The organism is Microcoleus sp. PH2017_12_PCY_D_A, assembly GCF_020738565.1.
GTDB lineage: Bacteria > Cyanobacteriota > Cyanobacteriia > Cyanobacteriales > Microcoleaceae > Microcoleus.
The window spans coordinates 1-24,410 of record NZ_JAEQCI010000066.1; the positions used below are offsets into that span (position 1 = coordinate 1).

Sequence of the window (24,410 nt, forward strand, 5' to 3'; positions counted from 1 at the left end):
TCAAGCCTATGGATTTGTTAATTTCGACAATTTTCGAGATCGACTATTAGCTTGCTTTTCTAATTAGCTTTTCTTATCACCGCAAACCCAGAAGACCCACAAAAATTAAGGTTGAGCAGTATTCTAAAACCGAGAATAAAAGATGGTTGTATTGCGAGTATGACGAGGAAGATACGGCTTTAGTGTTTAATTCCTTCCAGGTTGAAGTTCCTCTATCTGATGTTTACGAACAAGTGAATTTTGAAGAAGTTGAGCAAGATAGTCAAAATGAGGTGTGAGGGCGATCGTACTTTTCAAACGAAGGGCGATCGCTACGACAAGAGTGTTAAACTGAATGTAGCGATCGGATCGAACAAGGAAAAAATAGCCGTGATGCCTATCCAATAAAAAAATGTTGCTCAAATGAATAAATAATTAATGTATCCGCTCAATAATCCGGGGTAAATCGCTCAACGATGCACCTCAAATGACGCAAAATGGTTCCTGAGTGGGTAGTCCGCCCCGAATTATTGAGCGGATACTAATTAATCTATAATTGAAAAGACATGACTCAAAATAATTTACTGTCTCGCATTTCAATCGACTCGAATATCTGCTTTGGCAAACCCTGTATTCGCGGCCATCGCATCTGGGTTTCTCTGATTCTTGACTTTCTTGCTAGTGGCATGACTTTGGAAGAATTGCTTGAGGAATATCCGGGAATTGAACGAGAAGACGTTTTGGCTTGTATTGCTTATGGGGCTGAGTTGGCAAGAGATTGTTATGTCGAAATTCCTGTGGGTGAAAAAAAGGTAGTTTTAAAGTGAAGTTAAAACTTGATGAAAATTTAGGCAGCATCCGCGTTGTTTCGATGTTACGTTTGGCTGGCCACGATGTTGCGACTGTACGAGAACAAAATTTGAGCTCAACACCGGATGAATTATTAATTGATATCTGTCGGAGAGAAGGTAGATGTTTGGTGACTTTGGATAGGGGGTTTGGCAATCGCCTCCGCTACAATCCTTCTGATTATTGTGGGATTGTGTTACTGCGTCTGCCTTCTCAAGCGAAACCGCAAGATTTACAAGCGGGAATAGAAATATTAATTCGCGGATTGGATGCCGCAGAAGTTGTAGGTAAATTGTGGATTATCCGAGGGGAAAAGCTTTTGGAGTATCAAGCAATATCAGAAGATGAATCTGACTAAAAAGTTATCACAGATACCGAACTGGTGCGTTGCGATCGACAATCTTGAAATAGTGATCGACTAATTTTCTTGTAGCAATATCGATCGGAGCAAGGTTGGCTCATCTGATATTATAGCAAATGGGGAAGCGATCGCACTGTCTCTAATTATCGCGATTTAAGCCGATCGCACGCTTGCTGGAAAAGGGATCTCGCTCTGACCTTATGTTAAACTGAATCTAGCGGTCGTGTTAAGCAAGGAAAAAATAGCAGTGACACCTATCCAAGAAAAACTTGTTGAAAAACTGAAAAACTTCTCGGAAATTGAACTGCAAGAAATCCTCAACTTTGCAGATTTCCTGTTATGGCAGCGGAGAAACCAGGAAGTAGTTTCGCCTCCCGATGAAACTGGCAACAGCGAACCGGCTAATACGGATGAAGAGTGCGAGGTTCATTATGTTGGTGGAGTCTTAGTAGTCAAAGCATCATCAATAAAAAATCAAGAACTGATTAATTGGGATACCATTATTCCCGATATGCGCGAAGAAAGAATCGGGAAGTTTATCTAAAAATGAACGTTTTATTTGATACATCCGTTGACTTGTAGGGGCGGGTTCACCAACCATCTCTGACAAAATACTAATAATCTCAAAAACCCGCCCCATCCCCATGCTAAATACTAAAAAACAATGGGTGTGTCGCGATTGACAATCTGGAAACTCAATCGCAAATCTCATATATCTGGACTATGCCAGATCAGATTTATCGTTGGGTGGGGGCGGGTTTTTGAGATTGTTTGTTTGTGGCGCAGATGGTTGGTGAACCCGCCCCTACAACATCTAAAAATATTACAGATACCGTAGGGTGCGTCGCTATCTAAAATCTCCGAACTAAATCGAAAATCTCATAGCGACGCACCATACCATATCAACCGCAATCCCATTCATAAACAACATCGCTAAAATCTAATTTTTGTAGTGCTGATTCTTTGACAAAAAAGTTCCCTACGCCACCATCGCCCCACATAATATCTATTGCATCATTTCCATCGGAATCCATTTGAAATAAAAGAATATACGGATCGCTTTCGCAATCGAGTCTAGGATCGTTTGATTGAAAAGAACCATGATAGCCACCAATTTTATGACCGTGAGGAACACATAGATTTATATAATTGTCCCGCACTTCATCGTCTTCTCTAAATAATTTATAAAAATCTTCTCCTAAAAACTTTGTAAATCCATCATCGTAATGGGTAATTGGCGCATATTTTTTAGTAAATTGCAAACGGCAACTTCCCCAAATAGGCACGTATTCAAATTTGGGCAAAAAATCATAATTAGTGATGATATTCTCAACGTTGAAATCTGGTTCAGGAAAATATAAAATTTTAAAAATATCTTCGTCATAGTCGAAAGATAAGCCATATAGTTCATCGTCAGGAAGATAAAACTGCAAGATTCCTCGATCGGGAAAATCTTCAAGATGCGGTACTTCGGAAAAGTTGATTTGGGCAAGCAAAAACAAGTAATCGCCATGAGGAGTTTTAGGATAGTCGAATCCTTTAGGTAAATAGGGCAATCCGCCAAATTTACTTTGCCACCAGTTCGCAGGTTCGTTGTTTTCAATTGTAATTTCAATATAGGGTTTGATAGTTGATTCGATTCGAGCGCGATATTTTTCTAGTTTGGGAGATAGCGGAACTTCAAGTTTGTAGTTCATAAACCGATCGCAACTTACTTGATATACAAAAAAATTAGTCAGGTGGGCAAAAGCCCACCCTACAACTAACTACGCGCCGACAGCTTCCTTGGCCGCGTACAACACCTCAGCATTAATTAGAGCAATTCCCCGATCGCGCGCGAACTTCTCAGTATTCCGCTTCACCTTACCCCGCACAAAACCGGGGATCTTATTCAACTCAGCTTGTCCGTCCTTCGTCCAATTCATATCAGAATCAGCCGAAATACCCTTGGTAATCACTTCCTTAGTATCGTGGCCGCCGAAGATTTCTAACAAGTGATCTTCCATGCCCAAAGTAAAGGAATTGTACACCAAATCTACGCACTGATTCGTGCCTTCATAACCCAAAAATGGCTTGTAGCCGATCGGGAAATTTTGCACGTGAATCGGCGCAGCAATCACACCGCACGGAATATCAAGCCTTTTACCCACGTGGCGTTCCATCTGCGTGCCGAAAATCGCCGAAGGTTCGGCTTTGGCGATCGCATCCCCGATCGCCCCGTGATCCTCCGTCACCAGCACTTCATCACAATACCCTTTTACCTCTTCCCGGAACCAATCAGCATCGTGTTTGCAGTACGTACCAGCCCACACAACGTGGATTCCCATCTCGCGAGCCAAAATCTTCGTCATCGCCGCCGCGTGGGTATTATCGCCAAATACGACGGCTTTTTTGCCGGTTAAGTTTTGGCAGTCGATCGACCTTGAGAACCAAGCAGCCTGAGACACAAACCGCGTTTGTTGGTCAATAAACTCTTCATAATTAACATCCGCACCTTGAGCATTCAGAACTTCCTGAATCTTCCGAATGCAGCGCGCAGTTTCCACCACACCCATCGGCGTAATATCCACCATCGGCGTGCCGAATTCTTTTTGCAAATACTCCCCGGCTGCCATCCCCAATTCCCGATAAGGAACAAGGTTAAACCAAGCGCGCGGCAGTCTTTTCAAGTTATGAACCGAAGCACCTTCGGGAATAACTTCGTTGACTTCAATTCCCAAATCTGCCATCAAACGCTTCAACTCGGTGCAGTCGTGCTGGTTGTGGAAACCCAGCGTAGACATACCGATAATATTCACCGATGGTTTTTCGCTTTTACCTTCCAAATCGCCTTTTTTGCGAGCTTTGTTAATGTAAAGTTGCACGATTTGATCTAAAGTGCGATCGGCAGCTTGGAGTTCGTTAAACCGATAATGGTTGACATCCGCCAGCATCACATCGCCTTTGGCATCCAATTGAGCTCGGTTAACAAAGTTTTCCAAGTCTTCTTGCAGAATGCTAGAGGTGCAAGTCGGGGTAAGTACAATTAAATCTGGCTGCTCTTCTCTGTCTTTGCGGGTGATATTGTCCACCACCCGTTCCTGCGAGCCCCGCGCCAGTACGTGTCTGTCAACCACGCTGGTAGTTACCGGAGTGAAGTCCCGTTCCCTCTCCAGCATCGATCGCATCACGTTAAAATAGTCGTCTCCAATCGGTGCGTGCATGATCGCGTGGACGTTTTTGAAGGAAGTCGCAACGCGCAGAGTGCCGATGTGGGCTGGGCCTGCGTACATCCAATAAGCCAATTTCATAGGTATTTTCCCTTATGCTGGTTGAGAATTGCCCGATCGGGCGATTACTGCTAAATTTTAAGGTTGTTTGAGATTTTCTCACCGGATGAATCCTTTAGAAATAGTAACTTTCTGAAGATTTACAGATGGAAAAAATCCTCAAACGCTTTTGCTGGTTGGGATTTGACTCGCCATTCCCACAACTTTACCTTTGTTTTATGGCAATAATTCTTAATTTATTGTCAAGTTTCGTTAAGAAGCTGACACATCTTATCAAAGTAGGGTGCTTGTGGCGAACCTTACTCAATAAGTTGTTCTGCATTTAAATTGCATATCAAAAAAAATCAGACTATTGTGGGGTGGGCGTCCCGCCCGCCCTGAATATACAATTTAAACGTGCGACAGCAAACACAGATAAAGGCAGATAATTTTAGGAATTGAAAGCTTGGGAGTCCAAGAGGTCTAATTTCGTTAAGCAACCGACATATCTGATCGAAGTAGGTGGCGCAGTACGCACTTTACACATAAAAAATACGTTAATTGACTTTTTTGCCAATATTGAATCCACTATTAATTAATTCACTATTTCCCCGGCACCGAAACTTGCAAAGGGCGGGAGATCTTGACGCCAAACAAATCCTTTACAAATCCCATGAAACTATCCAAAATAGACTTGAGCAATGTCTTAGCAGTCGGTCACTCTAACGGCCAGTTAGGACTGTTGATCGATCGCGGGGAAAGCCTCTAATTTATCGAAATTGCCGCACCAGAAGCTGCAATGCACGGCCTGCAAATGGTTGATTTCATCGCCAATACAGATTCTACCGAACTCAGTGCGGGTATTGAATTAACAGAAATTGCTCCTGGCGGCGAACCCATTGCTATGATGCCGGTTGATTCGGCAATGGCTAGGGCGATCGGATACAATCAAGAGGCTCAAGTTTTGCAAATAGAATTTAGCAGCGGGTCAGTCTATCAATACAGCGATGTAGAACCGGAAATTTGGGAATCTCTGCAAGATGCTGATTCTACAGGCCGATTTTTTAACTCCGAGATCAAAGGTGCTTATTGGAGCCGGCGCCTAGATGACCCAATAGATGCAGACGGTAATTGAAACCAGGTCTACAAAAACTTTCGTCCCCGCAACGCCAGAGTAAAGAAAACAACCTAATTTTAAACGCCCATTCTTCAACCCGCTCCCGGCGGGTTTTGTCTGACAAGACCTGGTTTCAACCGCTCGGGATCTAAACGCTGAGATTGTTTTTTTGTTTAGGGGCGATCGATCGCCGCACCAAATCATTAGACAAGATTGCAAAAATAACTAGGACGGGCCAAGAGGGCCCATCCCACAAAAATCTTTTTTTCTTGTGGGATGGGCCCTCTTGGCCCGTCCGAAAATTTGATTAAAAGGACTTTTGCAAGAGGTCTATTGCACAAATCCTGTATTTGTGCTTTTGTTGACCTAACTGCTGAGGTGACGAAAGCCCCAGGCCCATGCAAGTCAGCAGCAGCTCTTTGCTGGATAGGGTATGTCTTCCCACACATCCCAAAACATAGCTCTTGAGTGATAATGAAGAATAACATAGGATTTACGGAAAAAACCCGGTTCACAGGAAAAAATCTTGAGTTTCTCAACAACTACCAACAAAGAAACCGGGTTTCTAGCCCGCCGCGCGTCCAGGACTGTAATATTGACCAACAAGCACACCTAACTTGAGAGAACCAACTATGATGGCAATTCCCGGCGTTGCAGTTCTCGCTCTCATTTATGAAAGCAGCACTTCCCTGGTTTACCGCGGCCGCAACGAGCAAGACAATCAACCTGTTATTATCAAAATTCTCAAAGAAGACTATCCGACTCCCGAAGAACTCAATAGATACAAACGCGAATATGACATTACTGCCAACTTAAACCAGCTCGACGGAGTTGTTAAAGTGCACAAATTGCAGCAGGTTAGAAATAGTCTGGCAATGATTTTAGAAGATTTTGGTGGCGAATCTTTAAAAATATTTATGGCTACCCAAAAATTTACCTATTTAGGATTTTTGACTACCGCCATCAAAGTTGCTGAAACTTTGGGAGAAATTCACGCAAAAAATGTAATTCATAAAGATATTAACCCCTCTAATATAGTTTTTAACCCCGCGACTGGACAAGTTAGACTCATAGACTTTAGCATCTCAACTGCCTCAAATCCGGAAAACCTTGCAAATAAAAATCCCAACTTTTTAGAAGGCACTTTAGCCTATATGTCGCCGGAACAAACCGGCAGAATGAACCGGGTAATTGATTACCGCACAGACTTTTATTCCCTCGGCGTCACCTTCTATGAAATCCTGGCAGGACAGCTCCCTTTTACCACTACCGATCCCATGGAGTTAGTTCACTGTCACATCGCCAAACAGCCAGCACCTCTCGCTGAAATTGCACCGGAAATTCCTCAAGCTATTTCAGACATTGTGATGAAATTGCTAGCAAAAGCGGCGGAGGATCGCTATCAAAGCGCTTGGGGACTGAAAGCGGATTTGGAATCCTGTCTGTTTCAGTTGCAAACATCGGGGGTGATTTCCGAGTTTGCTCTCGGCAGCCAAGATATTTCCGACAAATTTCAAATCCCTCAAAAACTTTACGGCAGACAGCGAGAAGTTGAAACTCTTTTAGCGGCATTTGAACGGGTAGCAGCAACAACTAATCGAGCCTACCGTATCGAACAGTCCCAAATTTCTGTCATCAAGAAAGAGAGCAAATTACCCAAAGAAAGTTCTCTGTCAGTGCTCGCCAGAGGACAGCATAAATCCCGGAGCGAGATGATGCTAATTGCTGGTTATTCCGGCATTGGCAAATCGGCAATGGTAAAGATTTTAGACAAACCGATTACCCGCAGGCGCGGCTATTTTATTTGGGGAAAATTTGACCAGTACAAGCGGACTATTCCTTACTCAGCAGTTGTTAGCGCCTTTTCGGAATTGGTGCGGCAACTCTTAACCGAAAGCGAAGCTCAATTGGCAGTTTGGCGCGAAAAACTCCGTACTGCTTTCGGGCAAAACGGGCAAATTATTATTGATGTAATTCCCGAAGTTGAACTCATTGTCGGCGCTCAGTCTCCTGTAGCTGAATTGGGCCCGACGGAATCTCTCAACCGCTTTAATTTAGTCTTTCAAAATTTCATTCGCGTATTTTGCCAGCCCGAACATCCGCTGGTGATTTTTCTCGACGATTTGCAGTGGGCAGATTCTGCGACACTCAAATTGATTGAGTTGATGATGACAGATGAAGCTACACAATATCTGTTTTTAATTGGTGCTTATCGCGATAATGAAGTCAGTCCCACTCATCCTTTAATGATGACTGTGGAGACGCTGCGGAATCAGGAAGCTATCATTAATGAAATTGCTTTGTCGCCGCTGGGGGTGGACAACATCACTCATTTGATTGCCGAGACTTTGCACAGCGATCGCAAATCGGTCAAACCCTTAGCTGAACTGGTTGTCAGCAAAACAGACGGCAATCCTTTTTTTGTTAATCAATTCCTACAAACATTGTATCAGGAAAACCTGCTAGTTTTTCACCCGCCGCAGTCGGGAAGCAAGGGCGGCTGGCATTGGGATATGACTCAAATTGAGCAGTGCGCTATCACTGATAATGTAGTAGATTTGATGGTGCAGAAGTTGAGAAAACTGCCGAGTTCTACGCAGCAGGTTTTGCGTTTAGTGGCTTGTTTGGGCAACGAATTTGACTTGAATACTCTTTCTTTAATTAATGAGAAAGAAGCTTCGGAAACTTTTTCTCACCTGCTGCCGGCGATTAAGTCGGGACTGATTCTGCCAACTTCGGAATTGGAAAGCAAGTCCTTAGATTACGTGCTGTTTCCGCTGTTAATTCTCAATTATAAATTTTTGCACGATCGCGTCCAACAAGCAGCTTATGCCCTGATTGACGACTCGCAAAAAAAAGACGTTCACCTGAAAATCGGCAGGCAAATCCTCGAAAACACTCCGGCTGAGTATCGCGCTGACAGAATTTTTGAATTAGTCGATCACTTGAATGTAGCGCGATCGCTAATTCGAGACGAGCGAGAACTAATCGAACTGGCAACCCTGAATTTAGACGCCGCCCGCAGAGCCAAAGATGCCACTGCTTATGTTGCTGCTTTGCAGTATTTAACCGCAGGTATGGACGGTTTAACCGCCGATATCTGGGATTTTCACTACGACTTGGCCTTTGCTCTGCACATGGAGCGGGCTAACGTTGAGTATCTCAACGGCTATTTCGAGCATTCAGAAGAATTTATCAACATCACGTTGCAAAAAGCGCGATCGGCCTTAGAAAAAGTAGAAATTTACAACCTGCTGATCGTGCAGTACACCCTCCGAGCGAAGTACGAGGAAGCCGTTAAAGCCGGAATCAAAGCTTTAAACCTGCTGGGAATTGACTTGCCGCTAGACGGACTGCAAACAGTCATCTCCGAAGAATTTGCAGCAGCCACAAACTTTTTAGCTGGTAGAGAAATAGCTTCCCTGATTGACGCCCCGGAAATGACTGTCCCCGACAAAAAAGTGGCAGTCAAATTAATCACAAACTTGCTGACATCGGCTTACCTCAACAATCCCGACTTGTGGAAAGTCAGCGTTTTAAAAGGAGTCAATCTTTCTCTCACCTACGGTTTAGTACCCGAAGCCTCTCTTTGCTACGCCGGCTACGGTATGTTCTTAAACGCTGTTTCGGGAGATTACAAAGCCGCGTATCAATTTGCCATGCTGTCGCTAAATTTGAGCGAAAAATCGGGCAATATCGGCTTGAAGTGCAGAGCTTGTTCGTCGCTGGTAAGTATTTTTCATTACTGGTTCAATCATATTAAAGAAGCACACGCGATCAGCAATGAAGGATATCAAGCAGCTTTAGAATCAGGAGATTTAGAATATGCGGGTTATATCCTGTCGAACCGCATAGCCAATTACTTTTTTCAAGGCAAAGAAATATCGCAAATTCTGGCAGACACCAGCAGGTATTTGCAGTTCAGCCAAAAAACCAAAAATCAGCTCGTAACCGATACATTATTAGGAGTAGAGTTAATCCTCCGCAACTTGAGCCAACTCACTGTTGAAAAATTTGTATTTGAAAGCGACGATATGAGCGAAGCTGAATACGTACAAAACTGTCAAGCTCATCAAAATTTGTACTCGCTTTGCCTTTACCAGATTCGCAAATGCCAGGTAATGTACTGGTATGGCAACTTCAATGAAGCACTACAACTAGCATTGGAAGTAGAAAAGCAACTATCTTTTATTACCGGAGCGATACCCGCTACCGAGTGGAATTTTTTCTTTTCTCTAGTTTTAGCTGCCGTTTTTCCCAATGTTTCAAAAAGCAAGCAAAAACAATATCTGGAAAAGTTAGAAGCCAATCAAAAACAGATGAAAATCTGGGCTGATAACTGTCGTGAAAACTTTCTGCACAAGTATCTTTTAGTACAAGCAGAAATAGCCAGAATTACCAAGAAAGATTCAGAAGCTGTAGAGCTTTACGATTTCTCGATAAATTTAGCTCAAGACAGTGAGTTTGTCCAAAATGAAGCCCTCGCTAACGAACTAGCCGCCAAGTTTTGGTTGAGTAAAGGCAAATATCAATATGCCAAAATCCACTTGCGCGAAGCTCACTCGTGCTACTTGCGCTGGGGTGCAATCCGCAAAGTTGAAGATTTAGAACAGAAGTATCCGCAGTTGCGGGAAATGACGCCGCTCAACGGCAGTTTTCACAACAATCAAACTACAACAACTATTCATACTTCTACTGGCAGCGATGCGAGAGTGCTGGATTTAGCAACTGTAATGAAAGCATCTCTGGCAATTTCCAGCGAAATTGTCCTTGACAAGCTGCTGGCTTCTTTGATGAGGATCTCGCTGGAAAACGCGGGGGCACAATCCGGTTTTTTAATTTTGGTTAGAGATGGAAAGCTGTTGATTTCAGCGAAAGCGTCAGTAGTTGCTGAAGATGTAGCGGTGCTGCAATTTACGCCTGTGGAAGAATGTCAGGATTTGCCTGTGACTGTGATTAATTATGTGGAAAGGACTCGCTCGGACTTGGTGTTGAGCAATGCTGTGGCTGAAGGGCGATTTACTGCCGATCCTTATATCGCCAAACACCAGCTCAAATCTCTTTTGTGTACGCCGATTGTCAATCAAGGCAAACTAATTGGGATTCTTTATTTAGAAAACAATTTAACGCTGGGGGCTTTTACGGCGCACAGATTGGAGGTTTTAAGGCTGCTTTCTTCGCAAGTTGCTATTTCTTTGGAAAATGCTCTGCTTTACAATTCGGTGGAGCAGAAAGTGCAAGAGCGGACGCATGAGTTAAATGACAAAAATGAACGTTTAGAACAAACTTTGCGGGAGCTGAAACTAACTCAAGCTCAATTAATTCAAACAGAAAAAATGTCGAGTTTGGGGCAAATGGTGGCTGGTGTAGCTCACGAAATTAATAACCCTGTAAGTTTTATCTACGGGAATCTCAATCCCGCTAGCGATTACGTAAAAGACTTGCTGAAGTTGATTGAGCTTTACCAGCAGCACTATCCCGAACCTGCTGATGAAATTATAGAGGAAATAGAAACAATTGAACTGGAATTTTTGAGCGAAGATTTGCAAAAGCTGCTGGATTCTATGAAAGTCGGAGCCGAAAGAATCCGAGATATTGTGTTGAGTTTGCGGAATTTCTCGCGCCTCGATGAGGCGCAAATGAAGTCGGTTAATATCCATGAAGGCATAGACAGTACGGTGATGTTGCTGCAACCGCGCCTGAGAAAAGAGGGCGGCCGTTTGGGAATTGAGGTGATTAAAAATTACAGCAAGCTACCGTTAATTACTTGTTATGCGTCGCAGTTGAATCAGGTATTTATGAATATTTTGACAAATGCGATCGATGCTTTGGAATTGGCTAGAGATTGCCCGCAAAACTCTCAGAAACAGCCTGCTATTACAATTTCTACGGAGGTGACTGACAGGAATTCTGCGATAATTAGAATTGCGGACAGCGGCCCGGGGATGAGCACTGAGGTGCTGCACAAGATATTCGATCCGTTTTTTACAACTAAGCCGGTGGGTTCGGGAACTGGTTTGGGATTATCGATTTCGCACTCGATTGTTGTGAGTTCTCACGGCGGAAAGTTGAGTTGTGCTTCTGCACCTGGAGAGGGGACTGAGTTTATTATTGAAATTCCGATCGCCCCACGGCAGGTTTTGTAAGGAAGAAAGGAGGAATATTGGGTGAATATTGGGTAGATTTCCGTCGAATATTGGGTGAATATTGGGTGAATATTGGGTGAATTTCCGTTGGATATTGGGTGAATATTGAGTGAATTTCCGTTGGATATTGGGTGAATATTGGGTGAATTTCCGTTGGATATTGGGTGAATATTGGGTGAATATTGGGTGAATTTCCGTTGGATATTGGGTGAATATTGGGTGAATATTGGGTGAATTTCGGTTGGATACCCGGCGAAGGTCATTCGCGGCTACACAAACAATGTCCGGATGGTGCGCGGACTAAGAAAGAAAGAAAGAAAGGGCGAAGGTCATTCGTGGCTACACAAACAATGTCCGCGCAACGCGAGACTAAGAAAATTGTATTTGGCGGTACAAATCGCCGATCGCAATTTCGACATCCACTGATTCCAGTCGCAAAGCAGCGCCCAAACCGTACTCCGACAGCACCCACAGCCCTTGTTCGTTGCGCCGAAACAGTTCTACTCCGGGCTCTTCGACTTGCACTAAGACGTACTCTTGCAGCGTTGAAAATTGGCGGTATTTAGCAAATTTTGCGCCGCGATCCACAGCTTCGGTGGAAGGTGATAAAACTTCGACAATCAAGGAAGGAAATTGCACCAATTGCGGATCGTTATCGCGATCGTCGCAAGTTACGACAACATCAGGATAAAAATACTTTCGCCCTGGTTCCACTTGGACTTTTACATCGGCGATGTAAGGTTCGCAAGGGCGATCGACAAGGGCATCATCTAGTATCCTGAAGAAATTTCCTGAAATCCGATTGTGATTGCGGGTTCCGCCACTCATAGCGACGACTTCGCCATCCCAATACTCGTAGCGTTCTTCTTGGGTGGGTTCCCAAGTTAGATATTCTTCTGCGCTCATCGATAGGCGATCGGGTAAAGCAACCATAATGCGATGCAAACTAGATACCAGTTTTTTTGCTTATGCCATTTTATCACCTCAGCGCACAATTAATTGACTGAATAAACCGCTTTCTCCCGACCCTTCTTTTTCCAGCAGGCGAACTTCTAATTCAAACAAGCGGCGGTAGGTGAGGGAATCATTTGTGACTGGATGCTTCCTGGTTTCTTGTTTGCGGGATTCGTACAAAGCGATCGATTTGCCACAACCGGAGGAGATCGATCGCACTCGATCGCCCCGAAGGTCGAAATCTGCTTGTACTTCCGACTGCTTGCGGTTGATGGAGGCGATCGCAGTTATATCAACGATCGCCACTCGGAAGATTTCGAGCAAATCTAGGGTTGTCTTTTATTCAAGGCGATCGCGGTAATCTCACTCCGCGCTAACGGCCAAACCAGAAACCACAGGCGCGATCGCATTTAACCTCAAAACAGGATGTTCCCCTTCCACCTGACGGCAATTCCAGTCATTTCTAAACAACAAAACCGGCCTTCCCCAACTATCTTTCACCGTCACAGTATTAAATAACCGTCCAACTTTTGCCAGCGCATCCCAACCGCCATCAACCCAGCGAGCTACACTGTAAGGCAACATATCGATCGTAGTTTCGACATTATATTCCGACTGCATTCGGAACTGCACCACCTCAAATTGCAACTGTCCCACAGCCGCCAAAATCGGTTCGCGTTTCGACTCATCAACCGAATACATAATTTGCACGGCGCCCTCTTCCTGCAACTCAGAAACGCCTTTGCGGAACTGCTTAAACTTAGAAGGATTCGGATTTCTCAAAAAGGCAAAAAGTTCCGGCGAAAAACAGGGAATCCCTTCATATTCGAGTTTTTGGCCGGTGAAAATAGTATCGCCGATCGCAAAAACCCCCGGATTGTTCAAACCAATCACATCGCCCGGATACGCAACCTCGATCGACTCCCGATCCTGAGCAAATAACTTTTGAGGTCTTGACAAACGCACCGTTTTACCAGTCCGAGCGTGAGTCACGTTCATGTCCTTTTCAAACTTGCCGGTACAAACCCGAATAAATGCCACGCGATCGCGGTGTCTCGGGTCCATATTCGCTTGCAACTTAAACACAAACCCGGTAAAATCTTCGTAAGTTGGGGGAAGTTCCCCGGCGGTGCTGTTGCGGGCGATCGGCTTCATCGCGTAATCTAAAAACGCATCTAAAAACAGTTCGACCCCAAAATTGCTCATCGCGCTACCAAAGAAAACCGGAGTCATTTTCCCAGCCCGAACCAAATCTAAATCCAGTTCAGTTCCCAACTCATCCAGCAGTTCCAACTCTTCTTTGAGCTGATAGTAAAGGTCTTGTTCCAACAAATCCTCAATGCGCGGATCGCCCAATTCAATTACTGTATCAACAGCAGCGCGAGAACCGTGTTGACTCCGCTCGAACAAGTGAATTTTGCGTTTTCTGCGATCGAAAACACCTTTAAAGCGATCGCCCGTACCGATCGGCCAATTCACCGGATAAGTCTGCAATCCCAATTCCTTCTCAATTTCGTCCAACAAATCCAAAGGATCTCTGCTAGGGCGATCGAGCTTATTAAAGAAAGTAAAAATAGGCAAACGTCGCAACTTACAAACTTCAAATAACTTCCGAGTTTGGGGTTCCAAACCCTTAGCAGCATCCTCAAGCATCACCGCATTATCAGCAGCCGCCAGAGTACGATAAGTATCTTCGCTAAAATCTTGGTGTCCCGGAGTATCGAGCAGATTAATGTGATAATTTTGATATTCAAACTGCAAAACAGTAGAAGTAATCGAAATTCCCCGCTGCTGTTCCATCGCCATCCAGTCTGAGGTAGCGTGTCGCTGAGCCCGCCGCGCTTTCACAGAACCTGCTTCGTGAATTGCACCTCCGTAAAGCAGGAGTTTTTCTGTCAAAGTAGTTTTACCCGCGTCGGGGTGCGAGATAATCGCAAAGTTGCGCCGGTGTTCAACAGCAGTTAGCAGTTCAGTTTCGAGTTCTGTTGTCATCACAAAGTAAGTAGGGGAATCATCACCCGATCGCCATTATAGCCTGTGCTAGAGTGACTATTAAAGGTAAACTTATCACTAAAGTCAAGGAATCAAAGTAATATGTACGACTCCGATAAGCGGAAGCTGCTATCACTGGTGTGTCACGGGGCGATTTTTTTCAGCACGTTACTGTTCTCGATCGGAGCGCCGATCGCTGTATTGTTAGTATCAGATGACCCCGTTGTCAAAGAAAACGCCACAGAAGCCATCAATTTTCACTTGAATGTATGGGTGTACAGCGCTGTGATTGTGGCGTTAACTGTGGTGACTTTTGGGCTTGCCGGGTTTATCCTAGTGCCGCTAGGTTATCTCCTACATTGGGGACTGACAATCATGGCTATTATCCACGTGTTGCAAACTCCTAACGAACCTTACCGCTACCCTTTTATTTTCCGAATAGTTTAGACAGCAAATCGCGCTTCATTATCGATTTTAAACAACCCGGTTGTGTAAAAAGCCGGGTTTTTAATTGTTTGACAAGTCACCCAAAAATCCTGGTAGGGTGCGCAATGCGCACCGGTGCGCAATGCGCACCCTACCATAGAAATTGTGCACAATTAGCGATCGACCCAAACACAATTCCCAATTCCCAAGCTTTATCGCATTTCAGGAACTCTCACAGGATCTGTCGGCGGCATAACCGCCTCTTTAGCATTCAACTTTATATTCAACTCACGAATCCGGCGCGATAGCAAGCGAATAATATTAACAGCAATTCCCGGCGTTTCATCGATCGCATCATAAAGCTGCATTTGAGTCAGCATCAAACACTCCGATTGTTCCAGAGTAGAAATAGAAGCCGATCGAGGTTCCGCATCAAACAGCGACATTTCCCCGAAACAAGCCCCGGCTTTCAACTGTGCCAAATCCCGATCGCCTATATGCACCCGCACCGTACCCGATACCAAGATATAGAGCGATCGACCTTCTTGTCCTTCCGTAAAAATCCTATGCTTAGAAGGAAACGAAAGTTCATCCATTACCGATGCTAGACGCACAAGAAAATCATCTCGTAGTTCCTTAAAAATCGGAACTTCCCTGACAAACAATAGGCGTTCGACGCTAGTTAACATAATGCGATGGAGTGATTAATTTAAACTTTCAAAGGGAATTGGGCATTGGGAATTGGGCATTGGGAATTGGGCATTGGGCATTAGGTATTGGAGATAGTTTCTTTTTGTTCCTTCTTTCTTCTTCCTTCTTCCTTCTTCCTTCTTCCTTCTTCCTTCTTCCTTCTTCCCTCTTCCCTATTCCCTCTTCCTTCTTTACCTTTTTGGGCCACTCCCCAACTCAGCCATCATCTCTTCAACTTGAGCTGATACCAAATTATTGGGGTCATTTTGCAGCCTCGGCAACAATTCGAGCAAAGCCCGCGGTGAAGCTATTTTCAAATAGGCTAACACTGCTTCGCGGACAAAACCCGTCGGGTGTTGCAGGCAAACGAGAGTTTGTTGGGCGGTAAGGCTCCAGCGCGCTTCCCTCGCCAAATGAAAACAGCAGGCTAAAGTCCAATCCGAAAGGAAATGGCGCAATTCTAGCAAGCGGCGCAAACGATCGCTCGGGGATAGAGGTTTGTACACCATCAATTCCGAGAGATTGCTCAATTTCTCTCTTTCCGAGTGCTGATCCAACAAATTGATCAGCGATCGCTTCTTAGCGATATCCACAGTATTGTCGAGAATTTCCAATCCCCTCGCCACCAAAGAAGGTTGGCCAGAAGCGATGTTGAAAGCAGCAGCTTGTACGGTGTCCAGCGGATAAAGAAACTTCATCAGCAAAAAACACCGATCCTTAGCATCAGCTTCCAACCCCGCCAGAGCACGCTGCAACAATTGAGCCGTATCATTCTCGGGTGCTCCGGCGCTGTTGGTATCTCGATCGGAGAAATTGCTGTAGGTTGTTACCCCAGACAAATCCACCAGAGCCGCATAAATTTGACCGATAAACATCAACTCCTGTTCGATGAGAGTTTCCAAGCCACTGCGACCGATGCGGTCTAGAACCCCTTCTATCCCCGCCTCCGAGGGCATTTTCAACAGGATGCGGAGGATGTTGCGCCTGGTAGTTCCCCAAGCCGTCATCAAATTGCTGACCAAAATGTCGATCGCCTCCACAGTCCCAATTTGACCCAGAGCCGTCCAAGCTTGCAACCTGACCAAATCCGACTTGTGGATATCCTCAGCCAAATAGACGAGCAAAGGAATCGCATCATTGTGAAGTTTGACGATCGCCTGCAAAGCCGCTTCCCGAGTCGATTTGTAACCGAGTCCGCGCAGCAGCGAAGGATAATATTCTTCAGAATGAGTAGAAGAAATCACATCTAACAGAGCGCAGCGCACTCGCAGAGATTCATCTTGCAACAGATTGGGGATGTACAGCCGCAGTCCTTGCAAATAATCAGCCTCTCCCAGAGCCCGCGTACCCATCACCCGTTCCCGTTCCAGCTTGTGCGTCAGCATTTGGCGCAGCGTGTTAGTAGCCTCTGCCTTTTGCTGGCGATCGCCCCTTCTCATAATTAAAGCAGCAGCCGTACCCCGCACCACCGGATCGACAGTGGGCTGCAAGTAAGGCCGCAAGCTGTCAATATTCGGTTCAGCCTCCGTCAGCCAGATGTAGCGCAAAGCCAAGGCCAGCACCTCCGGCGGCAAGGATTGCTGCGAAAGTGTCCGTATCGCTTCTAAATATTCCGGGTTAGGGTGTTGGAGCATTGTTTCCAAGCTCTGCCGCTGCAAAGCCGAAGGTAACACTTCCAGGAGCGGAGCGAGAACTTCTCCGACATTTTTGGGGTCAATTTGCGTCAGCAGTTCTATGCAAGAGCGCTTTTCATCTTCGCCCCCCGGCTTTTCCAGAGTTTCCACCACTGCGCGCTTGAGAGCTTTGAGGTCAACGTCGGTGACGCCCAAGCGGCCGCGTTCCGCGCTTTTGACCAACAAACCCACGTATTGAGAGCGGATCAGCCAGACTACAAACAGCCACACCAGGGCCAAAAGTACGATCGCGCCAATAAATACCAAGCTTTGGTTGTCGTGAAATAGTGTGTCTTTTTCGTCTTGGTGGGGCAGTATTTTGTCTGTCACCCACAGCATAATCAAAATGCCAACTCCTGTCACACCGCAGGACAAAGGTTCGCCCACACCGTTGACTAGAGTTTGAATTCCCGATCGAATATTGTCAGGAATCGGTTGGAACAAAACCGGGCTCACCGTTTCCAACAGCGTGTAGTGCAGCAGTTCGTCCAGAAATCTCAGCAATATCAGTCCGATGAACACAGACACTAGCTGGCCCAGCGATGCTCCTATCGTCAGCACGCCCAGAATAGCGATTCCCGCCGGCAAAATCATCGCCGTCACAAACACACCGATTCGTTCTACCAACCGGCTCGATGCGAACCACTGAGTCGCCACTTGAAACAGACCTTGAATACCCTCGTAAATACCCAAAAAGCTAGCAATCCAGCTAGCTCCACTAGCACCGTCCGCAGGGTTTTGGTATTCTAGCTGGCTGTAGAATTGAAAATCTACCAACACATAGAGGACTTCTGCAAGGACGAAGAAACTAACTAGAGGTATGGCGTATTTTTGCAGCGGGCCTGTAACTTTGCGCGCGGTAAATTCTTGTTGGTCGTCCTCGTCCTCGTCATCTGTCCAATGAGCCGTTTCCGGGAAAGCTTGACGGTATTTTTCCGTGAGGTAGTACAGCAACAGCGAGCCTGTCGCCACCATTAACCCCGATACTAGAGTAACGTTTTTGAGTCCGACTACATAGAGCAAAACCGGCAGAGAAAACCCGCTAACTACTCCAGCCACTAGATAACCGCTGCTGACTAGCGGATAGGTGCGCTTGATTTCTCTAATATTAAACAGTTGGTTGGAAGTAATGGAAGTATTGAGGTCGTTGAGGACATAGCAAGCTTCCACCCACAGCCACATCAAAAAAATAGTAATAAAAGCGATGCTGATGCCAGCTATCTTAGTATTTTCGTAGCCGATGCCGAATCTAAACAAAAATAGCGGTACCGACATCATTCCCAGAACAACTACAACGGTGCGTCTCAGCGGCAAGATTTTTTGCAGCCACGAGTAGACAAATCCCAAACCAGAACCGATAAAGGCGCTGGCTATATAGATAAAGGGCATTTTGTCCGCACCGAATTCGTCTAAAAACAGACCTACCGTGCTGAGTTCCAGCCAGATCAGCCCTACCGATGTTAGAGTGTAGACGAGGAACATCAGTATGGTTCGCTCTACTTCTTCCGATCGCAGGTTGAGCGATCGCAGCACTCCTTTTCCTGCTCCCGCCCAAGCGCTGATTTGAAAATTTTCCATGCTTAAGAGTGCGTAGATATCCCGATTTTAGATTTTAGATTTTAGATTTTAGATTTACTCCACAGATGCAATCTAGGAGCTGGAACTTTGGTCTAAAATTTTTGTTTTGACCATCGACGACTATAGTCGGAAACCTATATCCGTTTTGGGGCGTGGCAATTAGTCTACCGTCACCAGTCTATTACTGCGATCTCCCCATTTTAGATTTTAGATTTTAGATTTTAGATTTGCTCCACAGATAAAATCTAGGAGCTGCAACTAGGGTCTAAAATTTTTGTTTTGACCCTCCACGACTATACTCGGAAACCTATATCCGTTTTGGGGCGTCGCAATTAGTCTACCGTCACCAGTCTATTACTATTGACTGATGACTGATGACTGATGACTGTTGACTGATGACTGATGACTGATGACTAATCACTCATAACTATTTTTTCGGCGACAGCAGCATCATCATACTGCGGCCTTCTTTTTTCGGCGCTTGCTGCACCTCTGCGATTTCCTGCAAATCTGTGGCCATGCGCTTGAGCAAGTCCTCTGCTAGGTTACTGTGTTGGATTTCCCGACCTCTGAACATGATCGTGGCTTTTACTTTGTCCCCAGATTTGATAAAGCGGTCTGCTAGTTTGAGGCGCACTTGGTAGTCGTGTTCTTCAATTTTGTAGCGCATCTTCACTTCCTTCACGTCAGCAGTGTGTTGCTTCCGCTTGGCTTCTCGCGCTTTCTTTTCCTGCTCAAATTTGTACTTCCCGTAGTCCATAACGCGACATACAGGCGGGTCAGCTTTGTCGCTGACAAGTACGAGGTCGAGTTCTTTTTCCTCTGCCAGGCGCAGCGCTTCTGCGGGTGTCAATATCCCTAGTTGCCCGCCGTCGGTATCGATCACCCGGATTTTGGGGTATCGAATGTTTTCGTTGATCTGGGGTAGGTTGCGATTTTGTCTTCTTTCAATCACAGGCATGAATGGTTTTACAATCAGTAGTTTAATATTGAAGCTTCTTGATAGTTACAGGTTCGATCGACCAATTTTTCATTTTGTCCGATCGAGCTATTTTGCAAGGTGTTACCCTTAGCGGACGTACTACCCCGCCCTCTCTACCCTCAGCTAAAGCCTTCGGGAATATTTGGACGATCGTAAATGAATTCTTACAATACCTGTTATTCTACTCAGTCTGGCTAAGTTTCTGCCTAGTTTTATTTTAACTTCACACACGATCGCCCGCCCCCGTGCCCGATCGATGGTAAAACTGTCGCAAATTCCCGGTAAATCGTTAAAACTCAGGTATAACGGCTTTTATTAGCTCATGGAGCCCAGTCCGCTCCGTTCCCCAAGTCCCCTGATTTGCCTTGTAGAATAGGTATAACCAAGTGTAAATTTATGTTGCGAGCCGAGGCAAAATTGACAAATTCTCTGCAATGGCACCAGCGGGTGGGCACTCAACGAGACTGGGTGTGGCGCGGTTGGCAAACTCGCTACACTTATTTGCGACCGAATAGGGCATCGCATCAAGGCGCGATCGAATTTCCAGATTCCCAGGCCGAACCAATCGCCTCCGACACATCGAGAACACCGATTATTTTACTGCACGGGTTTGGAGCGTCGATCGGTCACTGGCGCCAAAATCTCGCCCCCCTCGCCGAAAATCACACGGTTTACGCCTTGGATTTGTTGGGATTTGGCGCTTCCCAAAAAGCTCCCACCGACTACTCTGTGTCTTTGTGGGTCGATCAAGTGTATGATTTTTGGCTGACTTTTATCAGAGAGCCAGTAGTATTGGCAGGAAATTCGATCGGTTCCCTGATTTGTCTGGCTGCGGCCGCCGCTCACCCGGACATGGTAGCCGGCACGGTGATGATTAGCCTCCCAGACCCATCTGTGCGAGCCGAGGCAGTGCCCGGATGGCTGTTACCGGCGATCGAAGCTGTCGAAAGCTGGTTTGTTTCTCCGCTCATCCTCAGGCCTCTATTTGCTTTCGTCCGTAAACCTTCAATTGTCCGCCGCTGGGTCGGCTTTGCCTACGCCAACCCGGAATCTATTACCGACGAATTAGTGGAAATTCTATCAGGGCCTGCGGGCGATCGGGGAGCCGCCCGCGCCTTCTGTGCTGTATTTAAAGCTGTAGGTAGTTCACAATTTAGCCCCGGTGTCAAGACTGTGCTGCGAAATTCCACAATCCCGATGCTGTTAATTTGGGGCAAACAAGACCGGATGATTCCCCCTCGGTTCGCCCGGCCCCACCAATTTGTCGAATGCAATCCCCAGTATGTAGAGCTAGTTGAATTAGAAAATGCCGGCCACTGTCCCCAGGATGAATGCCCGGAACAAGTAAATCAAGCAATTTTAAACTGGATCGGTCGAAATTTTGCAGATGCGGTGAGTTAATTTATTTAATTTTATGGTCGTTTTTTTCAGCAATTTAGACATTGACAGAATCGCCAAGATACTGTATCTTCTCTAACTGGTAGTATAAACACGAGTTATGCAGTTAATCGAAAGGCAGGTCATCAAACCAAATCACAGGTTTTTGCCAGAAGCCGATCGATTGTTTTTGGTGTCGAAAAAACTTTACAACTGCGATAACAATATCTCCGGTCAAAACTTTTCCCCCGGTAAGCTAACCAACGATCTGGCGATCGATCCTGTGCGTTCAAAGAGTGTTGGTGACCAAGCATTGCCCGCCAAGGTGAGACAAAACACTCTTTGGTTACAGTTAACAGCATTGACTAGCGATCGTGGTTTAAGATTAGCGATCGCCCGAACCCAGCTAACAACTAAGTTTCCAGTAGTACCGCAAATGCCTGACTGTGCCAATGCGATCGAAAAAAGACGGAAGAAGCGCTATGTAGTTGTATGTCAATGTCAAGCTGTCAGACAAAATGATTTTCTAAAAGGATATGCCAGTTGGTCTGGAACTAATATTTAGCTGAATTCAAAAGTCATTTCAATCTGGGAAATCCTGATTGCGATCGAGATAGGTTGTTAAGTGATCGAGGTAGCCTATGAAAAGTTAGAATACAATGCAACTGTCAAACGGATTATTACCTTGCTGTAACTATTTCCATCCATTAAAGATTTGTACAACAGATTGCTTGAATAGCCGTAAAGTCCCAATTCCTAACTTCAAAAAATAAGGTGTTGATTGCTCCTATAAATAGCAGCAGCTCCAGACGAGCGGGATGTTCTGTATTGCTGAAACCCTTGATTTTATTACTTGTGAGTTCTTTGGCGACTATAACTAAAGTTTTATAACCGATCGCATCCGTGAAATCCCGATCGCCTGCTCGTCGCCGAAATTCCTTCAACATCTGCTATCAATACCTTCCCTTGTGCCAACAATTTCTCAGTCAGCTTATAACCGATCGCCCCCAACTATGCGGGAAAGTTTCAAAATGCCATCATTGGGCATTTGGGAGCCAGTTAAAGCATAAAAAGTCCATGAGAGCCAACAACTGACGGCCAGAGTGCCCCCGGTGTGCTGGCGGCGAACTGCTGAAAGCCGCTCGGGCAAGCAGCACCCTTCCAGCTTTTAGCAGTAACGCAAACGAGGAAAAAACTGTCGTGAAATTCCACTGGCTACTACCGAGTTTCTTAAGTGTATTTTTGCTCGCCGGAGCCGCCGAAGCAGCTAGACTGCAATCTTGGCGGTTTGATGCTTCAGAGAACCGGCTCTACATTAGAACAGAGGGGGGAGTCCAACCCAAGGCTCAACTGATTTTCAACCCCACGCGGTTGGTAATCGACTTACCCGGGACGAGTCTGGGCAGTCCCTCGGTCAACAAACCGCTCTCAGGGGCGATCGAATCTGTGCGAGTAGGACAGTTTGACGACGATACCACCAGAATAGTCGTCGAACTCAAAGACGGGTTTACACTAGACCCCCAGCAAGTAAAATTTCGGGGCATTTCTGCCAGCGAGTGGACAGTAGATTTGCCCGCACCAGTACGCGGAGGAACTCAAAATTCGATTTCAGAACCTGGGGGAGAAAGATTATCGGTTGAACCTTCAGCAAGGGAAACCCAATCTGCTGAAGCGACTGTAGTTCAGAACGTTCAGGTGACGGCGGACGGTTTTTTGATCCGTACTGCCGGCGGCAACCCCCAAATTAATTTTCAACAAAGTCGAGCCGGGGACATCGCCACCCTCGATATTGAAGGAGCTACTTTAGCTCCGGGCGCTGGCGGCCAACAGCCTCAAACCAACGGCAAGCACGGAGTTGACAAGATTGAAGTCCGGCAATTGCCAACAGATCCGCCCGTTACCCGCGTCACTTTGCGGATGAAGAGTTCTAATACTCAGTGGCGCGCTTCTGTGGGCAATTCTGGCTCGGTTGTGCTATCGCCAGGGGGCACGAGTGGGCCAATGCTGACGCGCTCCCAACAGGTGCTTGTTGGGAGACCAGCTCAAGGAAGTTTAGCGAGAGTTCAGTCCATTGATTTAGCGAGTAACGGCACGCAATTCGTGGTGAGAACTGACCGCCAAGTCTCCTATACCAGCGGGTGGGATCAATCATCGAGAGCTTACTGGATTCGGCTAGCTTCTAGTTCCCTGGCGGGGCAAATTCCTCAGCTCGACGGCAACAGCCCTGTATCGTTTACCGCCAGCCAGGAAGACGCGGAGACTGTGGTGATTTGGGTGCAGCCGCGATCGGGGGTACAGGTAGGCAGGGTGACGAGACCTAACCCGCAGGTGCTGTCTTTGCAATTGCGATCGAGTGCTAGCGCGCAGTCACCTTTGATTCGCGATCCAAATCCGCAGCCGTTGCCGCCGAGAAGCAGTATTGGAGCGGGTGATTTGCCCCAAGGTTCTAACCGTCGCGTCGTAGTAGCGATCGATCCCGGCCACGGCGGCCGCGATCCGGGTGCCGTCGGGATTGGGGGGATTCAGGAGAAGGAGATTGTTTTAGATATCTCCTATCAAGTGGCGAGGCTGCTGGAACAGCAGGGCGTGCAAGCCGTAATGACTCGGACTGACGACAGCGAAATTGACCTAGAACCGAGAGTTTCTTTGGCATCGCGGGTGAATGCTACTTTGTTTGTCAGCATTCACGCCAACGCGATTAATATGAGTCGCCCGGATATTAGCGGCATTGAGACTTATTATTTCGATAGCGGGGAAGATTTAGCCCGGGTGATTCACGCCAGTATTTTGGATGGGACGGGGGCGAAAGACCGCCGGGTGCGGCAGGCGAGATTTTATGTTTTGAGGAAGAGTGCTATGCCTTCTGTGTTGCTGGAAGTCGGTTTTGTCACAGGTGCTGAGGATGCTGCTAGACTTTCCGATCCAGCTTACCGCAGTCAAATGGCGGCTTCGATCGCTCGCGGCATTTTATATTATCTTCAACAAAGATAATGGGCATCGGGCATCGGGCATTGGGCCCAGAGGGCCCAGAGGGCATG

Annotated in this window: 18 protein-coding genes; 9 read left to right on the forward strand and 9 right to left on the reverse strand. The window is 46.2% G+C overall.

Annotated features, from left to right (window positions below; all coding sequences use genetic code 11):
- The first annotated feature begins 545 nt into the window (after nt 1-545).
- The 3 genes from JGK39_RS19750 (at nt 546) to JGK39_RS19760 (ending at nt 1,733) form a co-directional block, all read left to right on the forward strand.
- The gene (locus tag JGK39_RS19750; protein WP_015176393.1) at nt 546-806 is read left to right on the forward strand and encodes a DUF433 domain-containing protein; all 261 of its coding nucleotides are present in this window, start codon (nt 546-548) and stop codon (nt 804-806) included.
- Entirely contained in the window at nt 803-1,186 is a 384-nt protein-coding gene (locus tag JGK39_RS19755) for a DUF5615 family PIN-like protein (RefSeq protein WP_293245823.1), read from the forward strand. Before JGK39_RS19750 ends, JGK39_RS19755 begins: the two co-directional genes overlap by 4 nt.
- Before the next feature lie 250 nt (nt 1,187-1,436).
- A complete protein-coding gene (locus JGK39_RS19760) occupies nt 1,437-1,733 on the forward strand; it encodes a hypothetical protein (protein ID WP_293245825.1) in 297 nt (98 codons plus the stop codon).
- Between the two features lie 358 nt (nt 1,734-2,091).
- Here the strand turns inward: JGK39_RS19760 and JGK39_RS19765 are convergent, their stop codons facing one another.
- The gene (locus JGK39_RS19765; RefSeq protein ID WP_293245827.1) at nt 2,092-2,886 is read right to left on the reverse strand and encodes a DUF1963 domain-containing protein; all 795 of its coding nucleotides are present in this window, start codon (nt 2,884-2,886) and stop codon (nt 2,092-2,094) included.
- 69 nt (nt 2,887-2,955) lie between these two features.
- Nucleotides 2,956-4,479 carry a ferredoxin:protochlorophyllide reductase (ATP-dependent) subunit B gene (gene bchB / locus JGK39_RS19770; protein ID WP_293245829.1) on the reverse strand — a complete coding sequence of 508 codons (1,524 nt, stop codon included), beginning with the start codon at nt 4,477-4,479 and terminating at the stop codon, nt 2,956-2,958.
- 757 nt (nt 4,480-5,236) lie between these two features.
- Between bchB and JGK39_RS19775 the strand changes: the two genes are divergently transcribed.
- Together JGK39_RS19775 and JGK39_RS19780 are read left to right on the forward strand one after the other, a co-directional pair.
- Nucleotides 5,237-5,572 carry a KTSC domain-containing protein gene (locus JGK39_RS19775; protein WP_293245831.1) on the forward strand — a complete coding sequence of 112 codons (336 nt, stop codon included), beginning with the start codon at nt 5,237-5,239 and terminating at the stop codon, nt 5,570-5,572.
- A gap of 614 nt (nt 5,573-6,186) precedes the next feature.
- Nucleotides 6,187-11,700, forward strand: a complete 5,514-nt coding sequence (locus JGK39_RS19780; protein ID WP_293245832.1) for an ATP-binding sensor histidine kinase — start codon at nt 6,187-6,189, stop codon at nt 11,698-11,700.
- Nucleotides 11,701-12,069: 369 nt separating this feature from the next.
- On the opposite strand, the gene JGK39_RS19785 is transcribed toward JGK39_RS19780, so the two are convergent.
- Genes JGK39_RS19785 through prfC form a run of 3 tightly spaced genes read right to left on the reverse strand, consistent with a single transcriptional unit; the run spans nt 12,070 to nt 14,646 of the window.
- Nucleotides 12,070-12,633 carry a Uma2 family endonuclease gene (locus JGK39_RS19785; protein ID WP_293245833.1) on the reverse strand — a complete coding sequence of 188 codons (564 nt, stop codon included), beginning with the start codon at nt 12,631-12,633 and terminating at the stop codon, nt 12,070-12,072.
- A gap of 51 nt (nt 12,634-12,684) precedes the next feature.
- Nucleotides 12,685-12,978: a hypothetical protein gene (locus tag JGK39_RS19790; RefSeq protein ID WP_293245834.1), complete on the reverse strand. Its 294-nt coding sequence runs from the start codon at nt 12,976-12,978 to the stop codon at nt 12,685-12,687.
- A 39-nt stretch (nt 12,979-13,017) separates the two neighbouring features.
- Entirely contained in the window at nt 13,018-14,646 is a 1,629-nt protein-coding gene (gene prfC / locus JGK39_RS19795) for a peptide chain release factor 3 (protein ID WP_293245836.1), read from the reverse strand.
- Between the two features lie 102 nt (nt 14,647-14,748).
- Here prfC and JGK39_RS19800 point away from each other — a divergent pair, with 102 nt between their 5' ends.
- Nucleotides 14,749-15,093: a DUF4870 domain-containing protein gene (locus tag JGK39_RS19800; protein WP_293245838.1), complete on the forward strand. Its 345-nt coding sequence runs from the start codon at nt 14,749-14,751 to the stop codon at nt 15,091-15,093.
- Nucleotides 15,094-15,284: 191 nt separating this feature from the next.
- Here the strand turns inward: JGK39_RS19800 and JGK39_RS19805 are convergent, their stop codons facing one another.
- From JGK39_RS19805 to infC, 3 genes are all read right to left on the reverse strand, one after another.
- A complete protein-coding gene (locus JGK39_RS19805; RefSeq protein WP_293184648.1) occupies nt 15,285-15,761 on the reverse strand; it encodes a cyclic nucleotide-binding domain-containing protein in 477 nt (158 codons plus the stop codon).
- Between the two features lie 192 nt (nt 15,762-15,953).
- A complete protein-coding gene (locus JGK39_RS19810) occupies nt 15,954-19,013 on the reverse strand; it encodes a HEAT repeat domain-containing protein (RefSeq protein ID WP_293245842.1) in 3,060 nt (1,019 codons plus the stop codon).
- 427 nt (nt 19,014-19,440) lie between these two features.
- Nucleotides 19,441-19,974 carry a translation initiation factor IF-3 gene (infC, locus tag JGK39_RS19815; RefSeq protein WP_293245844.1) on the reverse strand — a complete coding sequence of 178 codons (534 nt, stop codon included), beginning with the start codon at nt 19,972-19,974 and terminating at the stop codon, nt 19,441-19,443.
- 417 nt (nt 19,975-20,391) lie between these two features.
- Between infC and JGK39_RS19820 the strand changes: the two genes are divergently transcribed.
- Together JGK39_RS19820 and JGK39_RS19825 are read left to right on the forward strand one after the other, a co-directional pair.
- Entirely contained in the window at nt 20,392-21,396 is a 1,005-nt protein-coding gene (locus JGK39_RS19820; protein ID WP_293245846.1) for an alpha/beta fold hydrolase, read from the forward strand.
- A 97-nt stretch (nt 21,397-21,493) separates the two neighbouring features.
- Nucleotides 21,494-21,937, forward strand: coding sequence for a hypothetical protein (locus tag JGK39_RS19825; RefSeq protein ID WP_293245848.1), 444 nt, complete (start codon nt 21,494-21,496; stop codon nt 21,935-21,937).
- A 142-nt stretch (nt 21,938-22,079) separates the two neighbouring features.
- Here JGK39_RS19825 and JGK39_RS19830 read toward each other — a convergent pair whose 3' ends face one another.
- Entirely contained in the window at nt 22,080-22,319 is a 240-nt protein-coding gene (locus JGK39_RS19830; RefSeq protein ID WP_293245850.1) for a hypothetical protein, read from the reverse strand.
- A 253-nt stretch (nt 22,320-22,572) separates the two neighbouring features.
- Here JGK39_RS19830 and JGK39_RS19835 point away from each other — a divergent pair, with 253 nt between their 5' ends.
- Nucleotides 22,573-24,363 (forward strand): N-acetylmuramoyl-L-alanine amidase, encoded by a 1,791-nt coding sequence (locus JGK39_RS19835; RefSeq protein WP_293245852.1) that lies wholly within the window; start codon nt 22,573-22,575, stop codon nt 24,361-24,363.
- The last annotated feature ends 47 nt before the right edge of the window (nt 24,364-24,410 follow it).

Excerpts from the sequence above, each read along its gene's own strand:
- prfC (WP_293245836.1), bottom strand. The coding sequence starts at position 14,646 with ATGACAACAGAACTCGAAACTGAACTGCTAACTGCTGTTGAACACCGG.
- JGK39_RS19820 (WP_293245846.1), top strand. The coding sequence starts at position 20,392 with ATGTTGCGAGCCGAGGCAAAATTGACAAATTCTCTGCAATGGCACCAG.
- JGK39_RS19765 (WP_293245827.1), bottom strand. The coding sequence starts at position 2,886 with ATGAACTACAAACTTGAAGTTCCGCTATCTCCCAAACTAGAAAAATAT.
- JGK39_RS19825 (WP_293245848.1), top strand. The coding sequence starts at position 21,494 with ATGCAGTTAATCGAAAGGCAGGTCATCAAACCAAATCACAGGTTTTTG.
- JGK39_RS19830 (WP_293245850.1), bottom strand. The coding sequence starts at position 22,319 with ATGTTGAAGGAATTTCGGCGACGAGCAGGCGATCGGGATTTCACGGAT.
- JGK39_RS19780 (WP_293245832.1), top strand. The coding sequence starts at position 6,187 with ATGATGGCAATTCCCGGCGTTGCAGTTCTCGCTCTCATTTATGAAAGC.
- infC (WP_293245844.1), bottom strand. The coding sequence starts at position 19,974 with ATGCCTGTGATTGAAAGAAGACAAAATCGCAACCTACCCCAGATCAAC.
- JGK39_RS19785 (WP_293245833.1), bottom strand. The coding sequence starts at position 12,633 with ATGGTTGCTTTACCCGATCGCCTATCGATGAGCGCAGAAGAATATCTA.
- JGK39_RS19805 (WP_293184648.1), bottom strand. The coding sequence starts at position 15,761 with ATGTTAACTAGCGTCGAACGCCTATTGTTTGTCAGGGAAGTTCCGATT.
- JGK39_RS19750 (WP_015176393.1), top strand. The coding sequence starts at position 546 with ATGACTCAAAATAATTTACTGTCTCGCATTTCAATCGACTCGAATATC.
- JGK39_RS19810 (WP_293245842.1), bottom strand. The coding sequence starts at position 19,013 with ATGGAAAATTTTCAAATCAGCGCTTGGGCGGGAGCAGGAAAAGGAGTG.
- JGK39_RS19800 (WP_293245838.1), top strand. The coding sequence starts at position 14,749 with ATGTACGACTCCGATAAGCGGAAGCTGCTATCACTGGTGTGTCACGGG.
- JGK39_RS19775 (WP_293245831.1), top strand. The coding sequence starts at position 5,237 with ATGCACGGCCTGCAAATGGTTGATTTCATCGCCAATACAGATTCTACC.
- bchB (WP_293245829.1), bottom strand. The coding sequence starts at position 4,479 with ATGAAATTGGCTTATTGGATGTACGCAGGCCCAGCCCACATCGGCACT.